The 16,997-nt window shown below is 63.6% G+C and carries 13 protein-coding genes; 1 reads left to right on the top strand and 12 read right to left on the bottom strand.

The annotated features are described in order from the left end of the window. Window positions 1-305: 305 nt before the first annotated feature. The gene (locus DM373_RS10345; RefSeq protein WP_110993477.1) at window positions 306-1,889 is read left to right on the top strand and encodes a peptide chain release factor 3; all 1,584 of its coding nucleotides are present in this window, start codon (window positions 306-308) and stop codon (window positions 1,887-1,889) included. Window positions 1,890-2,007: 118 nt separating this feature from the next. On the opposite strand, the gene DM373_RS10340 is transcribed toward DM373_RS10345, so the two are convergent. The 12 genes from DM373_RS10340 to DM373_RS10285 all read right to left on the bottom strand — a co-directional run bounded on the left by DM373_RS10340 (window position 2,008) and on the right by DM373_RS10285 (window position 16,760). Continuing rightward, window positions 2,008-3,087 (bottom strand): polyamine ABC transporter substrate-binding protein, encoded by a 1,080-nt coding sequence (locus DM373_RS10340; protein WP_110993476.1) that lies wholly within the window; start codon window positions 3,085-3,087, stop codon window positions 2,008-2,010. 52 nt (window positions 3,088-3,139) lie between these two features. Next, a complete protein-coding gene (locus DM373_RS10335; protein ID WP_110993475.1) occupies window positions 3,140-3,481 on the bottom strand; it encodes a cupin domain-containing protein in 342 nt (113 codons plus the stop codon). A gap of 32 nt (window positions 3,482-3,513) precedes the next feature. Further along, window positions 3,514-4,920 carry an NAD(P)/FAD-dependent oxidoreductase gene (locus tag DM373_RS10330; RefSeq protein ID WP_110993474.1) on the bottom strand — a complete coding sequence of 469 codons (1,407 nt, stop codon included), beginning with the start codon at window positions 4,918-4,920 and terminating at the stop codon, window positions 3,514-3,516. Window positions 4,921-4,984: 64 nt separating this feature from the next. Beyond that, complete coding sequence (locus DM373_RS10325; protein ID WP_110993473.1) at window positions 4,985-5,794, bottom strand: helix-turn-helix domain-containing protein; 810 nt, start codon at window positions 5,792-5,794, stop codon at window positions 4,985-4,987. A 355-nt stretch (window positions 5,795-6,149) separates the two neighbouring features. Beyond that, window positions 6,150-7,118 carry a peptide ABC transporter ATP-binding protein gene (locus tag DM373_RS10320; protein ID WP_110993472.1) on the bottom strand — a complete coding sequence of 323 codons (969 nt, stop codon included), beginning with the start codon at window positions 7,116-7,118 and terminating at the stop codon, window positions 6,150-6,152. Further along, window positions 7,118-8,086, bottom strand: a complete 969-nt coding sequence (locus DM373_RS10315) for an ABC transporter ATP-binding protein (protein WP_110993471.1) — start codon at window positions 8,084-8,086, stop codon at window positions 7,118-7,120. The genes DM373_RS10320 and DM373_RS10315 overlap by 1 nt, the downstream gene beginning before the upstream one ends. A gap of 10 nt (window positions 8,087-8,096) precedes the next feature. After that, on the bottom strand, window positions 8,097-9,023 hold the full coding sequence (locus DM373_RS10310) for an ABC transporter permease subunit (RefSeq protein WP_110993470.1): 927 nt from the start codon (window positions 9,021-9,023) through the stop codon (window positions 8,097-8,099). Between the two features lie 10 nt (window positions 9,024-9,033). After that, window positions 9,034-10,044 carry an ABC transporter permease subunit gene (locus tag DM373_RS10305; RefSeq protein ID WP_110993469.1) on the bottom strand — a complete coding sequence of 337 codons (1,011 nt, stop codon included), beginning with the start codon at window positions 10,042-10,044 and terminating at the stop codon, window positions 9,034-9,036. Between the two features lie 74 nt (window positions 10,045-10,118). Next, window positions 10,119-11,714, bottom strand: coding sequence for an ABC transporter substrate-binding protein (locus tag DM373_RS10300; protein ID WP_110993468.1), 1,596 nt, complete (start codon window positions 11,712-11,714; stop codon window positions 10,119-10,121). A 71-nt stretch (window positions 11,715-11,785) separates the two neighbouring features. After that, window positions 11,786-13,150: an OprD family porin gene (locus DM373_RS10295; protein WP_110993467.1), complete on the bottom strand. Its 1,365-nt coding sequence runs from the start codon at window positions 13,148-13,150 to the stop codon at window positions 11,786-11,788. A gap of 175 nt (window positions 13,151-13,325) precedes the next feature. Then, complete coding sequence (locus DM373_RS10290) at window positions 13,326-14,918, bottom strand: ABC transporter substrate-binding protein (protein ID WP_110993466.1); 1,593 nt, start codon at window positions 14,916-14,918, stop codon at window positions 13,326-13,328. Window positions 14,919-15,134: 216 nt separating this feature from the next. Next, window positions 15,135-16,760 carry an ABC transporter substrate-binding protein gene (locus tag DM373_RS10285; RefSeq protein ID WP_110993465.1) on the bottom strand — a complete coding sequence of 542 codons (1,626 nt, stop codon included), beginning with the start codon at window positions 16,758-16,760 and terminating at the stop codon, window positions 15,135-15,137. Window positions 16,761-16,997: the final 237 nt, after the last annotated feature.

The raw sequence follows: 16,997 nt of genomic DNA, 5'->3' as shown, positions 1-16,997 counted from the left end.
TTGAAATAACTGTGCTGTGGCTATTTGTCGTGATGAAGCGGTTGCCTGATGAATTTGTTGTGGCAGTGCCGGCCCTTTCGCGGGTAAACCCGCTCCCACAGGGTTCTGCATTGCCCCAAGCCTTGTGCGATACCCATGCAGCGCCTGAGCTTTTCACTGACCTCCGGCCAAGTGCAGTACCTGTGGGAGCGGGTTTACCCGCGAATGGGCCGGAACGGGTGCCGCTGGTTCCGCAGATTTTGGTCCCAGCCCAACTTCAGGTATGATACGGCCCCTTTTTTAATCCCCCAGTCAGGCGATTTCCCATGACCAACCAGGCCGCCGAAGTCGCGAAGCGCCGCACTTTCGCAATCATTTCCCACCCCGACGCCGGTAAGACCACCATCACCGAGAAGCTCCTGCTAATGGGCAAGGCGATCTCCGTCGCGGGCACCGTGAAGTCGCGCAAGTCCGACCGCCACGCCACCTCCGACTGGATGGAAATGGAGAAGCAGCGCGGCATTTCCATCACCACCTCGGTGATGCAGTTCCCTTACCGCGAGCACATGATCAACCTGCTCGACACCCCCGGCCACGAAGACTTCTCGGAAGACACCTACCGTACCCTGACCGCGGTGGACTCGGCGCTGATGGTGCTCGACGGCGGTAAGGGTGTAGAGCCGCGCACCATCGCCCTGATGGACGTCTGCCGTCTGCGCGACACGCCCATCGTCAGCTTCATCAACAAACTCGACCGTGATATCCGCGACCCGATCGAACTGCTCGACGAAATCGAGGCGGTCTTGAAGATCAAGGCCGCGCCGATCACCTGGCCGATCGGTTGCTACCGCGACTTCAAGGGCGTGTACCACCTGGCGGGCGACTACATCATCGTCTACACCCCGGGCCACGGCCACGAGCGTACCGCGGTGAAGATCATCGAAAAGCTCGACTCCGATGAAGCCCGCGCGCACCTGGGTGACGAATACGAACGCTTCCTCGAGCAACTTGAGCTGGTGCAGGGCGCCTGCCACGAGTTCGACCAGGACGAGTTCATCAACGGCCAGCTCACCCCGGTGTTCTTCGGTACCGCATTGGGCAACTTCGGTGTCGACCATGTGCTCGACGCGGTGGTCGACTGGGCGCCGCGCCCGCTGGCACGTGTGGCCCACGAGCGTACCGTGGAGCCGGTGGAAGAGAAATTCTCGGGCTTCGTGTTCAAGATCCAGGCGAACATGGACCCGAAACACCGCGACCGTATCGCCTTCATGCGCATCTGCTCGGGCAAGTACGAAAAGGGCATGAAGATGCGCCACGTGCGTACCGGCAAGGACCTGCGCATCGGCGATGCGCTGACCTTCTTCTCCTCCGAGCGTGAACAGCTCGAAGAAGCCTTCGCCGGCGACATCATCGGCCTGCACAACCACGGCACCATCCAGATCGGCGACACCTTCACCGAAGGCGAGGCGCTGGGCTTCACCGGTATCCCGCACTTCGCCCCGGAGCTGTTCCGCCGCGTGCGCCTGAAGGACCCGCTGAAATCCAAGCAGCTGCGCCAAGGCCTGCAGCAGTTGGCCGAAGAGGGTGCGACCCAGGTGTTCTTCCCCCAGCGCAGCAACGACATCATCCTGGGTGCGGTCGGTGTGCTGCAGTTCGACGTGGTCGCCAGCCGCTTGAAGGAAGAGTACAAGGTCGAGTGCGCCTACGAGCCCATCACCGTGTGGTCGGCGCGCTGGATCAGCTGCGATGACAAGAAGAAGCTCGAGGACTTCCAGAACAAGGCCATGGAGAACCTGGCCATCGACGGCGGCGGGCACCTGACCTACCTGGCGCCGACCCGGGTCAACCTGTCGCTGATGGAAGAGCGCTGGCCGGATGTGAAGTTCCGCGCGACCCGCGAGCATCACTGATACTGAAGGCCCAAGCCTGACTCTGTGGGAGCGGGCTTGCCCCGCGATGGCGTCAATCCAGGCAGAGGCAATGCCTGATCGGACGCTATCGCGGGGCAAGCCCGCTCCCACGTAGTTTCTAGTTGCCGGCTTTGATGCTGGTCCAGATCCGCGTGCGAATGCGGTCGATCTTCGCCGGCATCGCCTCCAGGGCATACAGCTTGCCCATCACATCCTCGCTCGGGTAGATCATCGTGTTGCCCTTGATGGCCGGGTCCACCTTCGCGTCGGCCTGCTGGTTGCCATTGGCGTACTGCACGAAATTGCTGATGCCCGCCATCACCTCAGGCTGCAGCAGGTAGTTCATGTAGGCGTAGCCGGCCTTTTCGTCCGGGGCATCGGCCGGCATGGCGACCATGTCGAACCACAACGGTGCGCCTTCCTTGGGGATCGAATACCCCACCTTCACCCCGTTCTTCGCCTCTTCGGCGCGGTTCTTCGCCTGCAGCACGTCGCCCGAGAAACCCACCACCACGCACACATCGCCATTGGCCAGGTCGCCGGTGTACTTCGATGAATGGAAGTAGCTGATGTACGGGCGCACCTTCATCAGCAGCGCCTTGGCCTTGTCGTAATCGGCGGGGTCCTGGCTGTGTTGCGGCAAGCCCAGGTAATGCAGGGCGATCGGCAGCAGTTCGGGGCCGTTGTCCAGCACCGCCACGCCGCAGCTTTTCAGCTTGCCGATGTACTCGGGCTTGAAGATCAGGTCCCAGGAGTCGACCGGGGCGTTGTCGCCCAGTACCGCCTTGACCTTGTCGATGTTGTAGCCGATGCCAGTGCTGCCCCACAGGTACGGAAAACCGTACTGGTTGCCCGGGTCGTTGACTTCCAGGGCCTTGAGCAGCACCGGGTTGAGGTTCTTCCAGTTGGGCAACTGCGACTTGTCGAGCTTCTTCAGGGCCTTGCCCTGGATCTGCCGGGCCATGAAGTGGTTGGAGGGGAACACCACGTCGTAGCCGGAGTTGCCGGTCATCAGCTTGCCGTCGAGGGTCTCGTTGCTGTCGAACACGTCGTAGGTCGGCACGATGCCACTGGCCTGCTGGAAGTTCTTCAGGGTGTCGGGGGCGATGTAGCTCGACCAGTTGTAGATCTTCACCGAGTCGGCGGCGCTGGCCACGCTGGCGGCCAGCATCAGGGGAGCGAGAAGGAGCGTGCGCATGTCGGGGTTACCTTGCTTTGTCTGTTGTTATCGAAGGCAGGCGATCAGCGGATCAGAAGATCAGAACGTAGGTCTTGCGCACGGTCTCCTGGATGTCCCAGGTGCCGACGCTGTTGGCCGGTAGCATCAGTGCGTCTCCGGCTTCTATGACCAGGGGCTCGCCACCGTCGGGGGTGAAGGTGCAGCGGCCCTTGATGAAATGGCAGAACTCCTGTTGCACGATCTGCCGCCGCCAGCGCCCTGGGGTGCATTCCCAGATGCCGGTCTCGACCCCGTCGCTGCGCTCGACGCAGGTGACCGAGGTGACGGCGACCGGCTCGCCGAGGGGCACGGCGACCGGGTTGCTGCTCTCCAGGATGGCGCTGTCGGTGTGCTTGAACTGGGTGATGCTCATGACCGGTGGATCCTGTTGTGGTGGAGGGGAAGTCAGTGCATGAAGCCTTCCATGAAGTCGGCCAGCCCACTGGCCAGGCGCCGCCGCCAGGGGGCGCTGGCCGGGCTGGCGAGGGTCCGGTCCTCGTGGACGAAACTCTGGATGATCGCGTTGTAGCCGAGCCAGCGGCATGGCTCGGGCGGCCAGCTGGCCAGGCTGGCCAGCGGGCGGTTGTCGTGTACCCAGGGCTGGGCGGTGAGGGCGTTGTGCTGGCCGAGAATCAGCGCCGCCAGGGTGCGCCCGCCGAGGTTGGTGGCACCGACGCCTTCGCCGCCGTAGCCGCCCGACAGGGCGATGCCACGCTGGCGGTCGCACAGCATGTGCGGCCTGAAGCGCCGGGCCATGCCCAGGTTGCCGCCCCAGGAATGGGTGATGCGCACGTGCTTGAGTTGCGGGAACAGCTCGCCGAACAGGTAGCGACGCAGTTCGACTTCGCTGTCGGTGAGGGTGAAGTCTTCGCGTAGCCGGCCGCCGAAGCGGTAGCCACCGCGGGCGCCGAACACCAGGCGGTTATCGGCGCTGCGCTGGCCGTAGGTGACCTGGCGGCTGTTTTCGCTGAAAGCCTGCCCCTGGCTCAGGCCGATCTGCTCCCAGGTCGATTCCGGCAGCGGCTCGGTGGCCACCAGCAGGCTCTGCACCGGCAACTGATGGCGCCCCAGCGGCGGCAGGCTGGCGGCATAGCCCTCCACTGCCGGCACGACCCAGTGGCTGCGGATGCGCGCCAAGGGTGTGCGCACCTCGCCGGTTTGCCAGTCGATGGCCGGGGTGTTTTCGTAGATGGCTACACCCAGGTTTTCCACGGCTCGGGCCAGCCCGCGCACCAGCTTGGCCGGCTGGATGGTCGCGGTGTGCGGGCTGAAGATCGCGCCGTAGGGGTTGCTGATGCGCAACTGCGCATCCAGCTGCTCGGGGCGCAGCCAGTGGTAGTCGTCCTCGGTCATGCCCTGGCGATACAGGTCGTCCAGCCAGGCGCGCAGGCTGCGTTCCTGCTCCGGGTAGCGGGCCGCACAGTAGAGCACGCCGCCTTTGCGGTAGTCGCAGTCGATGCCTTCGCGCTGCAGCACGCTGTGCACTTCGTCGGGGACGCCGTGCAGCAGGTCGATGCTGGCGCGGCGCTGTTGCGGTGACAGGCTGGCCAGCAGGCGGTCTTCGCCCAGCAGGTTGCCCATCAGCCAGCCGCCGTTGCGCCCGGAGGCACCGAAACCGGCGATGTTGGCCTCGATCACCGCGATGTTCAGCTGCGGCGCCTGGCGCTTGAGGTAGTAGGCGGTCCACAGCCCGGTGTAGCCGGCGCCGATGATGCACACATCGAGGTCCAGGTCTTCGCGCAGTGCCGGGCGTGCGCACAGCGGCTCGTCGAGCTGGTCCATCCACAGGCTGATCGTGCGCAGGGGTTGCATCGGGTCGGGCTCCACATCCGGTTGGGTCTGTGGCCGATGCTAGTGAAGGGCGGGGAGGGCTGTCTTACGTGCGTGCACGCAGGGAAATTTGCTTGAGATAGGCCTTGGGCGACAGGCCGGTGTGCTCGCGGAAGCATTTGTAGAAGGCCGACAGCGAGTTGAAACCGGCATTGAACGCCAACTCGTCGATGGGCGCTTTGACACTGCCGTCGTCGAGGCTGGCCATCAGGTGCTGCAGGCGCGCCTGGTTGACGTAGCGGTAGAAGCTCTGGCCCAGCACCTGGTTGAGCAGGTAGGAAATCTGGTTGCGGCTGTAGCCGCTTTCGTCAGCCACTTGTTGCAGATCAAGCTCGGGGTCCAGGTAGGGGCGCTGGTGATTGAAGTAGTGCTCCAGATCCTGGGCCATGGTCGACAGCTGGCGCGGCGACAGGCCCAGGCGGCTGGTGGCCGGGCGCGGGCCGCTTGCCTGGCGGCCCTTGGCGTGCTGGCGCACCAGCGTTGCGTATTCGTTGATCCGCCAGATCAACCCGTCCTTGACCGTGATCGCCTCGCTGGACTGGAACGCCACCAACCCTTCGCCACCCTGCACGGTGACCTGGTACTGGATGAACGCGGTGCAGCCGTCGACGCGGATGCGGTCGCTGTGGACGATGTCCTCGCCGGCCTCATGGGGCAGGCAGGCGCGCACGTAGTCGCGCAGCTCGTCATGGCCGAGTACGCGGTTCTGGAAGAAGTCGTGGTACTGGATATCCGGGTGGTACAGCGCCATCACCCCGTCCAGGTCGCGATGCTTCCAGCACAGGTGGTAGCGCATGACGGTGTCGGCGGTGAGCGGGGTTTGCCCGGGGCCGTCGGGGAGGGTGTTAGAGGTCATGGAAGTGATAGTGCATTGGCCCGCTTGCGGGTGACAAGGCCAGGCATTGCAGAACGCCTTCGGGGCCAAGCGGTGATCCGGCATTTTGCACGGCGAATCAAAGCGGCTTAACAGCTAAGGCCTTGTTTCATATGGCTGTCATTTTTTGACACAACTGGCACGGGCGCTGCACGGACCTTGGTAGACCACGAACGAGGAGAAGCATCATGCGCTCGATACTGCTGTGGATGATTGGCGTGCCGATTCCGGTGATCATCCTGATCTGGTTCTTCATGCATTGAAAAAATCGCGGGGCAAGCCCGCTCCCACGAGGCCTGTGCAAACTCGTGGGAGCGGGCTTGCCCCGCGATAAGGTTTAAAGGAACTGCTCGGCGTAGTGGCAGGCCACCTGTCTTGTACCCACCTGCCGCAGCGCCGGCACCTCCTTGGCGCAACGCTCGGTGGCATACGGGCAACGCTTGTGGAACGCGCAGCCATCCGGCGGATTCAGCGGGTTGGGCAGTTCACCGGCGATGCGGATCTTCGGCTTCAGCGGGTCCGGATGGATCGCCGGTGTCGCCGACAACAGTGCCTGGGTGTACGGATGCAGGGGCTTTTCGTAGATATCCTCCTTCGGCCCCATCTCCGCCGGCCGGCCCAGGTACATCACCAGCACCTGATCAGCCACATGGCGCACCACCGCCAGGTTGTGGGAGATGAACACGTAGGCGGTGTTGAACTCCTTCTGCAAATCCATGAACAGGTTCAGCACCTGGGCCTGGATCGACACGTCGAGCGCCGAGGTCGGCTCATCCGCCACCAGCACCTTGGGCTGCAGCATCATCGCCCGGGCCAGGGCGATGCGCTGGCGCTGGCCACCGGAAAACATGTGCGGGTAGCGCTGGTAGTGCTCGGGGCGCAGGCCCACCTGCTCCATCATCTTCTGCACTTTTTCGCGGCGCTCGGCCTTGCTCAGCGAGGTGTTGATCAGCAGTGGCTCGGCCAACTGGTCGCCGATCTTCTGCCGCGGGTTGAGCGAGGCGTAGGGGCTCTGGAACACCATCTGCACATCGCGGCGCAGTTGCTTGCGCTCGGCCTTGCCGGCGCCGTTGACCTCGGTGCCGGCGATCTGCAGCGAGCCGGACGACGGCTCCTCGATCAAGGTCAAGGCACGGGCCAGGGTCGACTTGCCGCAACCCGATTCGCCGACCACGGCCAGGGTCTTGCCAGCCTCCAGTTCGAACGATACGCCGTTCAGCGCGCGCACCAGGGCATGGCCCTTGAACAGGCCGCGGGACACTTCGTAATGACGGGTCAGCTCACGGGCTGAAAGAACGACGGCCATCACGCCACCTCCTGGTTGAGCGGGTAGAAGCAACGCACCAGGCTATGGGCCTGTGGGTCGAGGGCGGGGCGTTGGCGGCGGCAGTTGTCCTGCACGTAAGGGCAGCGCGGCGACAGCAGGCAACCCTGCGGGCGGTCGTAGCGGCCGGGGACGATGCCGGGCAAGGTGGCCAGGCGTTCGGCACCGATGCTGTGCTCGGGGATGGCCGCCAGCAGCGCTTCGCTGTAAGGGTGGGCGGGGATGTCGAACAGTTCCGGCACCTGGCCGACCTCGACGGCCTGGCCTGCATACATCACACACACGCGTTTGGCGGTCTCGGCGACCACGGCCAGGTCGTGGGTGATCAGGATGAGCGCCATGTTGCGCTCTTTCTGCAGGTTGACCAGCAGCTCCATGATCTGCGCCTGGATGGTCACATCCAGCGCGGTGGTCGGTTCGTCGGCGATCAGCAGCTTGGGTTCACCGGCGATGGCCATGGCGATCGCCACCCGTTGGCTCATGCCACCGGACAGTTGGTGCGGGTAGGCGTCCAGACGGCTTTCGGCGCCCGGGATCTCGACTTTTTTCAGCAACTCCAGGGCACGCTGGCGGGCGGCCTTGCCCTTGAGCCCGAGGTGTTGGCGCAGCACTTCCTCGATCTGGTAGCCCACGGTGTAACTGGGGTTGAGCGCGGTCATCGGGTCCTGGAAGACCATGGCGATGTCCTTGCCCACCACCTTGCGCCGTTGCCGGCCGCTGAGCTTGAGCATGTCGGTGCCGTCGAAGGTGAGGGCATCGGCGGTGATGCGCCCGGGGGCGTCGATCAGCCCCATCAGGGCCATCATGGTGACCGATTTGCCGGAGCCGGACTCGCCGACGATGGCGAGGATCTCGCCGGCGTCCACCTTCAGGTCGAGACCGTCCACCACCGGTACCGCATTGGCGTCGCCGAAGCGCACGTTCAGGTTGTTGATCTGCAACAGTGACATGGCGTTCTCCTCAGGCGGCGTTCTTGAGTTTCGGGTCCAGCGCATCGCGCAGGCCGTCGCCCATCAGGTTGATGGCCAGGACACTGAGCAGGATGGTCAGGCCAGGCAGGCTCACCACCCACCAGGCGCGCTCGATGTAGTCGCGCGCCGAGGCCAGCATGGTGCCCCACTCGGGGGTGGGCGGCTGCACGCCAAGGCCGAGGAAGCCCAGGGCGGCGGCGTCGAGGATCGCCGAGGAGAAACTCAAGGTGGCCTGCACGATCAGCGGCGCCATGCAGTTGGGCAGCACGGTGACGAACATCAGCCGTGGCAAGCTGGCGCCGGCCAGGCGTGCGGCGGTCACGTAGTCACGGTTCAGCTCGCCCATCACCGCGGCGCGGGTCAGGCGCACGTAGGAAGGCAGCGAGACGATGGCGATGGCGATCACCGTGTTGATCAGGCCTGGGCCGAGGATGGCGACGATGGCCACGGCCAGCAGCAGCGAGGGCAGGGCGAGCATGACGTCCATCAGGCGCATGATCGACGGGCCGAGGATCTGCGGGAAGAACCCGGCCAACAGGCCCATCAGGATGCCGGGGATCAGCGACATCACCACCGACGACAGGCCGATCAGCAGCGACAGGCGTGCGCCCTGGATAAGCCGCGAAAGCAGGTCGCGGCCCAGTTCGTCGGTGCCGAGGATGAACTGCCAGGTGCCGCCTTCGAGCCACACCGGTGGCGTGAGCAGGAAGTCGCGGTACTGCTCGCTGGGGTTGTGCGGTGCCACCCAGGGGGCGAACAGTGCGCAGAACACCACCAGGGTCATGAAGGCTAGGCCGGCCACCGCGCCTTTGTTGCGCGAGAAGGCCTGCCAGAACTCCTTGTAGGGCGAGGGGTAGAGCAAACTTTGGTCAACCGCGGCTGGCGGGGTGACGGATTTTGGAATCGGGCTGGTCATGACGAAGTCCTCAGCGCTGATGGCGGATGCGTGGGTTGACCAGGCCGTAGAGGATGTCCACGACGAAGTTGACCAGGATCACCAGGCAGGCGATCAGCAGAATGCCGTTCTGCACCACAGGGTAGTCACGGGCGCCGATGGCTTCGATCAGCCATTTGCCGATGCCCGGCCAGGAGAAGATGGTTTCGGTGAGCACGGCGCCGGCCAGCAGCGTGCCGACCTGCAGGCCGAACACGGTCAGCACCGGGATCAGGGCGTTGCGCAGGCCGTGGATGAACACCACGCGGGCGGGCGACAGGCCTTTGGCGCGGGCGGTGCGGATGTAGTCCTCGCGCAACACTTCGAGCATCGACGAGCGGGTCATGCGGGCGATTACCGCCAGCGGGATGGTGCCCAGCACGATGGCCGGCAGGATCAGGTGCATCAGCGCGTCCTTGAACGACCCTTCTTCGTCGCTGAGCAGGGTGTCGATGAGCATGAAGCCGGTCTTCGGCTCGATGTCGTAAAGCAGGTCGATGCGCCCGGAGACGGGCGTCCAGCCCAGGCTCACGGAGAAGAACATGATGAGAATCAGGCCCCACCAGAAGATCGGCATGGAGTAGCCGGCCAGCGAGATGCCCATGACGCCGTGGTCGAACAGCGAGCCGCGCTTGAGCGCGGCGATCACCCCGGCCAGCAGGCCGATGATGCCGGCGAACAGCAGGGCGGCAAAGGCCAGTTCGAGGGTCGCCGGGAACAGCGTGGTGAACTCGTGCCAGACGCTTTCGCGGGTGCGTAGTGACTCACCGAGATCGCCCTGGGCAAGCTTGCCGACGTAGTCCAGGTACTGCACCGGGAGGGGTTTGTTCAGGCCCAGGCGCTCCATGGCCTGGGCGTGCATTTCGGGGTCGACCCTGCGTTCGCCCATCATCACTTCGACAGGGTCGCCGGGGATCAGGCGTATGAGCGCGAAGGTCAGCAGGGTGATACCGAAGAAGGTCGGGATCAGCAGGCCCAGACGCCGGGCAATGAAACTCAACATGTTTGGGGTACCTCATCAGCCACTAAGGGCACAGCCGCCGGCTGCCTTGCAGATTGCCGGCGGTCGTTGTTGTTCTACTTCACCTTGGTGGTGGCGAAGTTATTGTTGGTCAGTGGGTTGATCACGTAGCCCTCGACGTTCTCGCGCATCGCAGTGAACATCTTCGGGTGGGCCATGCTGATCCACGGTTGGTCCTCATCGTACACCGCCAGCGCTTCGCTATAGAGCTTGGCGCGTTCGTCGTTGTCGATGGCTTCACGGGCGCGGGTGATCAACTGCTGGAACTTGGGGTTGCACCAGCGCGCATAGTTCTCGCCGGATTTTGCCGCATCGCAGCTGAGCAGCGGGCTGAGGAAGTTGTCCGGGTCGCCGTTGTCACCGGCCCAGCCGGTCGACACGAGGTCGGCCTCGCCGTTCTTGGCTCGGCGCAACATTTCGGCCCATTCCATCACGCGAATATCGAGCTTGATACCGACCTTGGCCAGGTCGGCCTGCAGCATTTCCGCAGACAGGCGTGGGTTGGGGTTGGTCGCGCCACCACCATTGCGGGTGAACAGGGTGATCACGGTGCCTTCCGGTACGCCGGCTTCCTTGAGCAGGGCGCGGGCCTTGTCCAGATCGTGGGGCGGGTTCTGGTTGGCACTGTTGTAGCCGAGCATGGTCGGTGGATACGGGTTGACCCCTACCATCGCGTTGCCCTTGCCGAACAACTGGTCGACATGGGTCTGGCGGTCGAAGGCCATGTTGATCGCCCTGCGCACGCGAACGTCGCTCAGGTACTTGTGCTCGGTGTTCATCGCGATGTAGCCGGTGACCAGCGCTTCGATCTCGGCGACCTTGAGTTTCGGGTCGGCCTTGATCGAGGACACGTCGTCAGGCTTGGGGTACAGCGCCACCTGGCACTCGTTGGCACGCAGTTTTTGCAGGCGCACATTGCTGTCGGTGGCGATGGCGAAGATCAGGGCGTCGGCCGGTGGCTTGCCACGGAAGTAGTCCGGGTTGGGCTTGTAGCGGACCTGGGCGTCCTTGTTGTAGCGCTGAAAGACGAACGGGCCGGTGCCGATGGGCTTGCTGTTGAGCTCGGCGGTTTTGCCGGCCTTGAGCAACTGGTCGCCGTATTCGGCGGAGTAGATCGAGGTGAAGGCCATGCCCAGGTCATGCAGGAAGGGTGCTTCCGGGCGGGTCAGGGTGATCACCACGGTGTGCTCGTCGGTCTTCTCCACCGATTTGAGCAGGTCCTTGAAGGCCATGCTCTCGAAATAGGGGTAGCCGACGCTGCTCTTGTCGTGCCACGGGTGGTCTGGCCTGAGCTGGCGGTTCAGGCTCCACAGCACGTCGTCGGCGTTGAAGTCGCGGGTGGGGGTGAAGTAATCGGTGCTGTGGAACTTCACGCCTTCACGCAGGTGGAAGGTGTAGACCAGGCCGTCCGGGCTGATGTCCCAGTGGGTGGCCAGGGCCGGCTGGATATCCGTGGTGCCTGGTTTGAAGTCGACCAGGCGATTGAAGACGGTCTCGGCCGAGGCGTCGGCGGTGACGGCGGTGGTGTACTGGACAATGTCGAAGCCCTCGGGGCTGGCCTCGGTGCACACCACCAGCGGCTTGGCCGCAACCGTGGATGCAGCGCCCAGGATGACCGCTGCCAGGGCAGCGCGTAGCGGTAACGATTTCATGAAACCTCCCTGCAGTGCTATTCCAGCGTAGCCGCCACGGCCCGTGGGGAGTCGGGCCGTGGCGCCAGCGGTCAGAGGATGTTGAATGGAATGGTGGTGACCAGGCGGAACTCGTCGAGGCTGCCATCGCCCTGGGCCTTGCTGGCGCGGTGGGCGGTGTAGGTGGCACGGATGCTGGTGTCTTTCAGCGGGCCGCTCTGCACCGCATAGCTGGTGCCGAAGCCCCACTCGTAGTGGGTTTCGCCGTCCAGGCCTTTCACGTCGTAGACGTTACCCTTGTAGTGGGTGCCGTCGATGCCCCAGCCGCGGGCGTTGTACAGGTTGAACTTGAGGCCCGGCACACCGTAGGGCGCCATGTTCAGCACATAGCTGATCTGCAGCGATTTCTCGTTGGGGCCGTTGAAGTCCGACAGCAGCGAGTTGGCCAGGTAGATGCCGTTGGTTTCATGCAGGTAGTCGAAGTACTCGTTGCCATTCACCTGCTGCCACGACGCGCTCAGGGTGTGGGCCTGATGGGTCAGGCCGAACGACAGGCTGTAGGTGTCGTTGTCGATCTCGCCCATCTTCTTGCTGCCGGCGTCTACGGTCTTGTAGTAGTTCAAGCCGGTAGTCAGGCTCAGCACTGCGCTGTCGCCCAGCACATGGTTGGCGCCGAAGTAGTACTGGTTCCAGAAGTCGTCGACCTTGGTCGCGTACAGGCTGGTGCTCAGGCTTTTCAGCGGCTGGTAGTTGATACCGGCGGTGCTGGCGCGGTCGGTTTCCACGCCATTGCCGTATTCGCTGCGGAACTTGCTCAGGCTCTGCTCGGTACGTGGCGAGACGCGGTCGAAGGTCCCCAGGTCGAACGACAGGTTGTCGAATTCGGCACTGTGCAGGAAGGCACCCTGGAAGCTCGACGGCAGCGCACGGTTGCCGATGTAGGCGATCATTGGGGTGTCGACCGACTGGCGGCCGACGGTGAGGGTGGTGTTGGACACCCGCGCCTTGACGTTGCCCAGGCCCATCTTGCTCCATTGGCCGATCACGTCGCCGTCGCTGTGGGTGAGCGTGCGGTTGTTGGGGCCGGCCACGGCGGCACGGCCGCGCTCCAGCGCAACGGCGTTGTAGGCGGCGGCTTCGACGGCGAAGCCCACGGTGCCCTCGGTGAAGCCAGAGCTGTAGTTGAGGATGGTGCCCTGCACCCAGTTGTCGCGGCTGTGGGTGGGTTTGCGAGTACCGTCGCTCTTGTAGTACTTCCACAGTGGCGCGCGGGTGGCGCGTTCGTGGGCATACCAGTTGCGGGTACTGCCGGACAGGCTCTGGCCATCGATGAAGCCCTTGGCCTCGGCTTGTTCGCTGCTGGATTTGAGCGTGGTGGGGACGAAGTCCTGGCTCATCGGTTCGGCCTGGGCCAAGGCGCTGAAGGCGCCGATGGACAAGGCCAGTGCGGTTTTCATGGTGCGTTTCAAGTGCAAAGCTCCCTTTCTATTCTTTTAGTTATCACCCGTGCCTCGTGGGCCGGGCCTGCAACGGTGACGCGGTACTGCAGGTATTCGCCTGGGGTCGCCAGGCAAATCCAGGCTGCACGCGGCCGCGGGAGTGGGTCGCACTCCCGGCCAGGCAATGCAGGGGTCAATCGATACTGACGCCGGAGAAAACGTTGCGTCCGAAGGGGCTGACCTTGAAATCGTTGACGTTGCTGCTCAGCGGTTGGTTGACCGTGGAGTGGGCCACGGGCGTGATCGGTACCTGTTGCTTGAGGAGTTGCTGGGCCTGCTGGTAGAGGGCGCTGCGTTGTTCGCGGTCGGTGACCTGTTTGGCTTGCTTGACCAGCGCGTCGTACTGCGGGTCGCACCACAGCGAGTAGTTGTTGCTGCCGATGGCGTCGCAGCTGTAGAGCGTGCCCAGCCAGTTGTCGGGGTCGCCGTTGTCGCCGGTCCAGCCGATCAGGGCGATATCGTGTTCACCGCTCTTCATGCGCTTGAGGTATTCACCCCACTCGTAGCTGACGATGCGCACTTTGAAACCGAGCTTGCTCCAGTCGGCCTGGAGCATTTCGGCCATGAGCTTGGCGTTGGGGTTGTAGGGGCGCTGCACGGGCATGGCCCAGAGGGTGACCTCGGTGCCTTCCTTGACCCCGGCCTGCTTGAGCAGGGCCTTGGCCTTTTGCGGGTCGAAAGGCGCGTCCTTGAGCGAGTCGTCGTAGGACCACTGAGTCGGCGGCATGGCGTTGACCGCAGGTTGCCCGGCTTCCTGGTAGACGGCCTGGATGATCGCCTGCTTGTTCACCGCCATGTCCATGGCCTGGCGTACTTCGAGGCGGTCGAAGGGCGGGTGCTGGGTGTTGTAGGCGATGTAGCCGAGGTTGAAGCCGGGCTGCTGCTGCACCTGCAGCTTGCCGTCCTGCCTGAGTGCGGGCAGGTCGGCCGGGCGCGGGTGCAGGGTGACCTGGCATTCGTTGCGGCGCAGCTTCTGGATGCGTACCGACGGGTCGATGTTGATGGAGAACACCAGGTTGTCGAGCTTCACCTGGTCGGGTGCCCAATAGTCCTTGTTGCCCTTGTAGCGAATCTGCGCGTCTTTCTGGTAACGCTGGAACACGAACGGGCCGGTGCCGATCGGTTTCTGGTTGATGTCGCTCGGCCTGCCCTCGGCCAGCAGGTGCTCGGCGTACTCGGCGGAGAGGATCGCGGCGAACGCCATGGCGAGGTTCTGGATGAACGCGGCATCGACCTTGTTGAGGGTGAACGTCACGGTCAGCGGGGCAGTCTTTTCGACCTTGGCGATGTTCTTGTCCAGCCCCATGCTGATGAAGTACGGAAATTCGGTGGGGTAGGCCTGGCGGAACGGGTGCTGCTTGTCGAGCATGCGGTTGAAGGTGAACAGCACGTCGTCGGCGTTGAAATCGCGGGTGGGCTTGAAGCCCTTGTTAGCGTGGAACTTCACCCCGGGCCGCAGGTGGAAGGTGTAGCGCAGGCCGTCGTCGGAGACCTGCCAGTCGGTGGCCAGGGCCGGATGCACGGCGGTGCCGCCGCGCTCGAACTCGACCAGGCGGTTGTAGATCGGCTCGGCGGCATCGTTGTCGGTGGCCGAGGTGTACTGGGCGGTGTCGAAGCCTGCCGGGCTGCCTTCGGAGCAGAACACCAGGTTGTTGGCCAGTGTCAGCGGCGCTTGGCTCAGCAGGCCGAGTGCAAAGAGGGTGGAGCACAGCGTGGTAGGGCGCATGGCAAATCCTTTGTCCTGGTTTTTCTGGCCGCGACAGGCAAAGCGCGGCGATGACATCCCGGCCCTGACGATAGAGTCGTCAAGGCGTGGGAGCCATGCTTCAGAGGCTGATATGGGAGCGGGAGCATTCCGGCGGCTGCGGTGGAAAAGTCCTACGCGCCGCCCGGTCATGTAGTCGCCCCGCCGCAAACCCTGCGGGCGGGGCGAGCATGGCCGTTACTTGTCCACGCTTACCCCGTAGAAGGAGTTCAGGCCGAAGGGGCTGATCTTGAAGTCCTTCACGGACGTGCTCATGGGCTGATACACGGTGGAGTGGGCGATCGGGGTGATCGGCACCTGTTCCTTGAGGATGTGTTGCGCCTGCTTGTACAGCTCGGTGCGTTTGGCCTGGTCGGAGGTGGCCTTGGCTTGCTTGATCAGGTCGTCGTACGGCTTGTAGCACCACTTGGAGAAGTTGTTGCCGTCCATGGCGTCGCAGCCATAGAGGGTGCCCAGCCAGTTGTCGGGGTCACCGTTGTCGCCGCTCCAGCCAATCAGCATGGCACCCTGCTCGCCGCCCTTGGAACGCTTGATGTACTCACCCCATTCGTAGCTGACGATCTTGGCCTTGATGCCGATCTTGGCCCAGTCGGATTGCAGCATTTCGGCCATCAGCTTGGCATTGGGGTTGTACGGGCGTTGCACCGGCATGGCCCACAGGGTGATCTCGGTGCCTTCCTTGATGCCGGCCTCCTTGAGCAGCTGCTTGGCCTTTTCGGGGTCGTACTTGGCATCCTTGATGGTGGTGTCGTAGGACCACTGCGTTGGCGGCATGGCGTTGACCGCCAGCTGGCCTGCGCCCTGGTACACCGACTCGATGATCTGCTGCTTGTTCACCGCCATGTCCAGGGCTTCACGCACCTTGAGTTGCGACAGCGGGTTAGGCTCGTTGCTGCCCTTGACCTTGTCCATCACGTTGTAGGCGATGTAGCCGAGGTTGAAGCCGGCCTGGTCGGGCATCTTCAGCTTCGGGTCCTGCTTCAGCGGCTGGATGTCGGCGGGGCGGGGGAACAGGGTGACCTGGCACTCGTTCTTCTTGAGCTTCTGCATGCGTACCGAGGCGTCGGTGCTGATGGCGAAGATCAGGTTGTCGATCTTCACGTCCTCGGGCTTCCAGTAGTCCTTGTTGCCCTTGTAGCGGATCTGCGCGTCCTTCTGGTACTTGCTGAACACGAACGGGCCGGTGCCGATCGGCTTCTGGTTGATGTCGGCAGGCTTGCCTTGCTTGAGCAACTGGTCGGCGTATTCGGCCGACTGGATCGACGCGAAGCTCATGGCCAGGTTCTGGATGAACGCGGCGTCGACCTCGTTGAGGGTGAACTTCACGGTGTGGTCATCGACCTTCTCGACCTTGGCGATGTTCTTATCCATGCCCATGTCGGTGAAGTACGGGAATTCGGTGGGGTACGCCTTGCGGAACGGCTGGTCCTTGTCGAGCATGCGGTTGAAGGTGAACAGCACGTCGTCGGCGTTGAATTCGCGGGTCGGCTTGAAGTAGTCGGTGGTGTGGAACTTGACGCCTTCACGCAGGTGGAAGACGTAGGCCTTGCCGTCGTCGGACACTTCCCACTTGGTGGCCAGGCCCGGAATGACCGCGGTACCGCCACGTTCGAATTGCGTGAGCCGGTTGAAGATGGTCTCCGCCGAGGCGTCGAAGTCGGTTCCGGTGGTGTACTGGCCTGGGTCGAAGCCGGCCGGGCTGCCTTCGGAGCAGAACACCAGGTTGGTCGCGGCGAGGGCGGAGGGAGCGCCGGCTAGCAAGCCTGCGCCGACCAGGAACGGAATGACTGCGTGTTTGAGCATGGTGGCCTCATTGTTGTCATTTTTTTAGAGTGAGGCGGCCTCGTGAGCCGACCTGCGGATACTTATGCAGGGGCTATTCCCAATGCAACACTCAGCAGAGTGGTTGGCGGCAAAACGTGGGACGGTCGTACATGGATGTCGCAAAAATATAACTTTGCCGACTGTTGATCGTTTGCGCGGCTTGAAATGTCAGGATTTTCAAGATGTTTCGCATCTACGGTGACAGACGGGCGCACC

This window comes from Pseudomonas sichuanensis (assembly GCF_003231305.1).
GTDB lineage: Bacteria > Pseudomonadota > Gammaproteobacteria > Pseudomonadales > Pseudomonadaceae > Aquipseudomonas > Aquipseudomonas sichuanensis.
The sequence above is the reverse complement of the archived record's forward strand: the minus strand, read 5'-3'. Positions and strand labels throughout refer to the sequence as shown.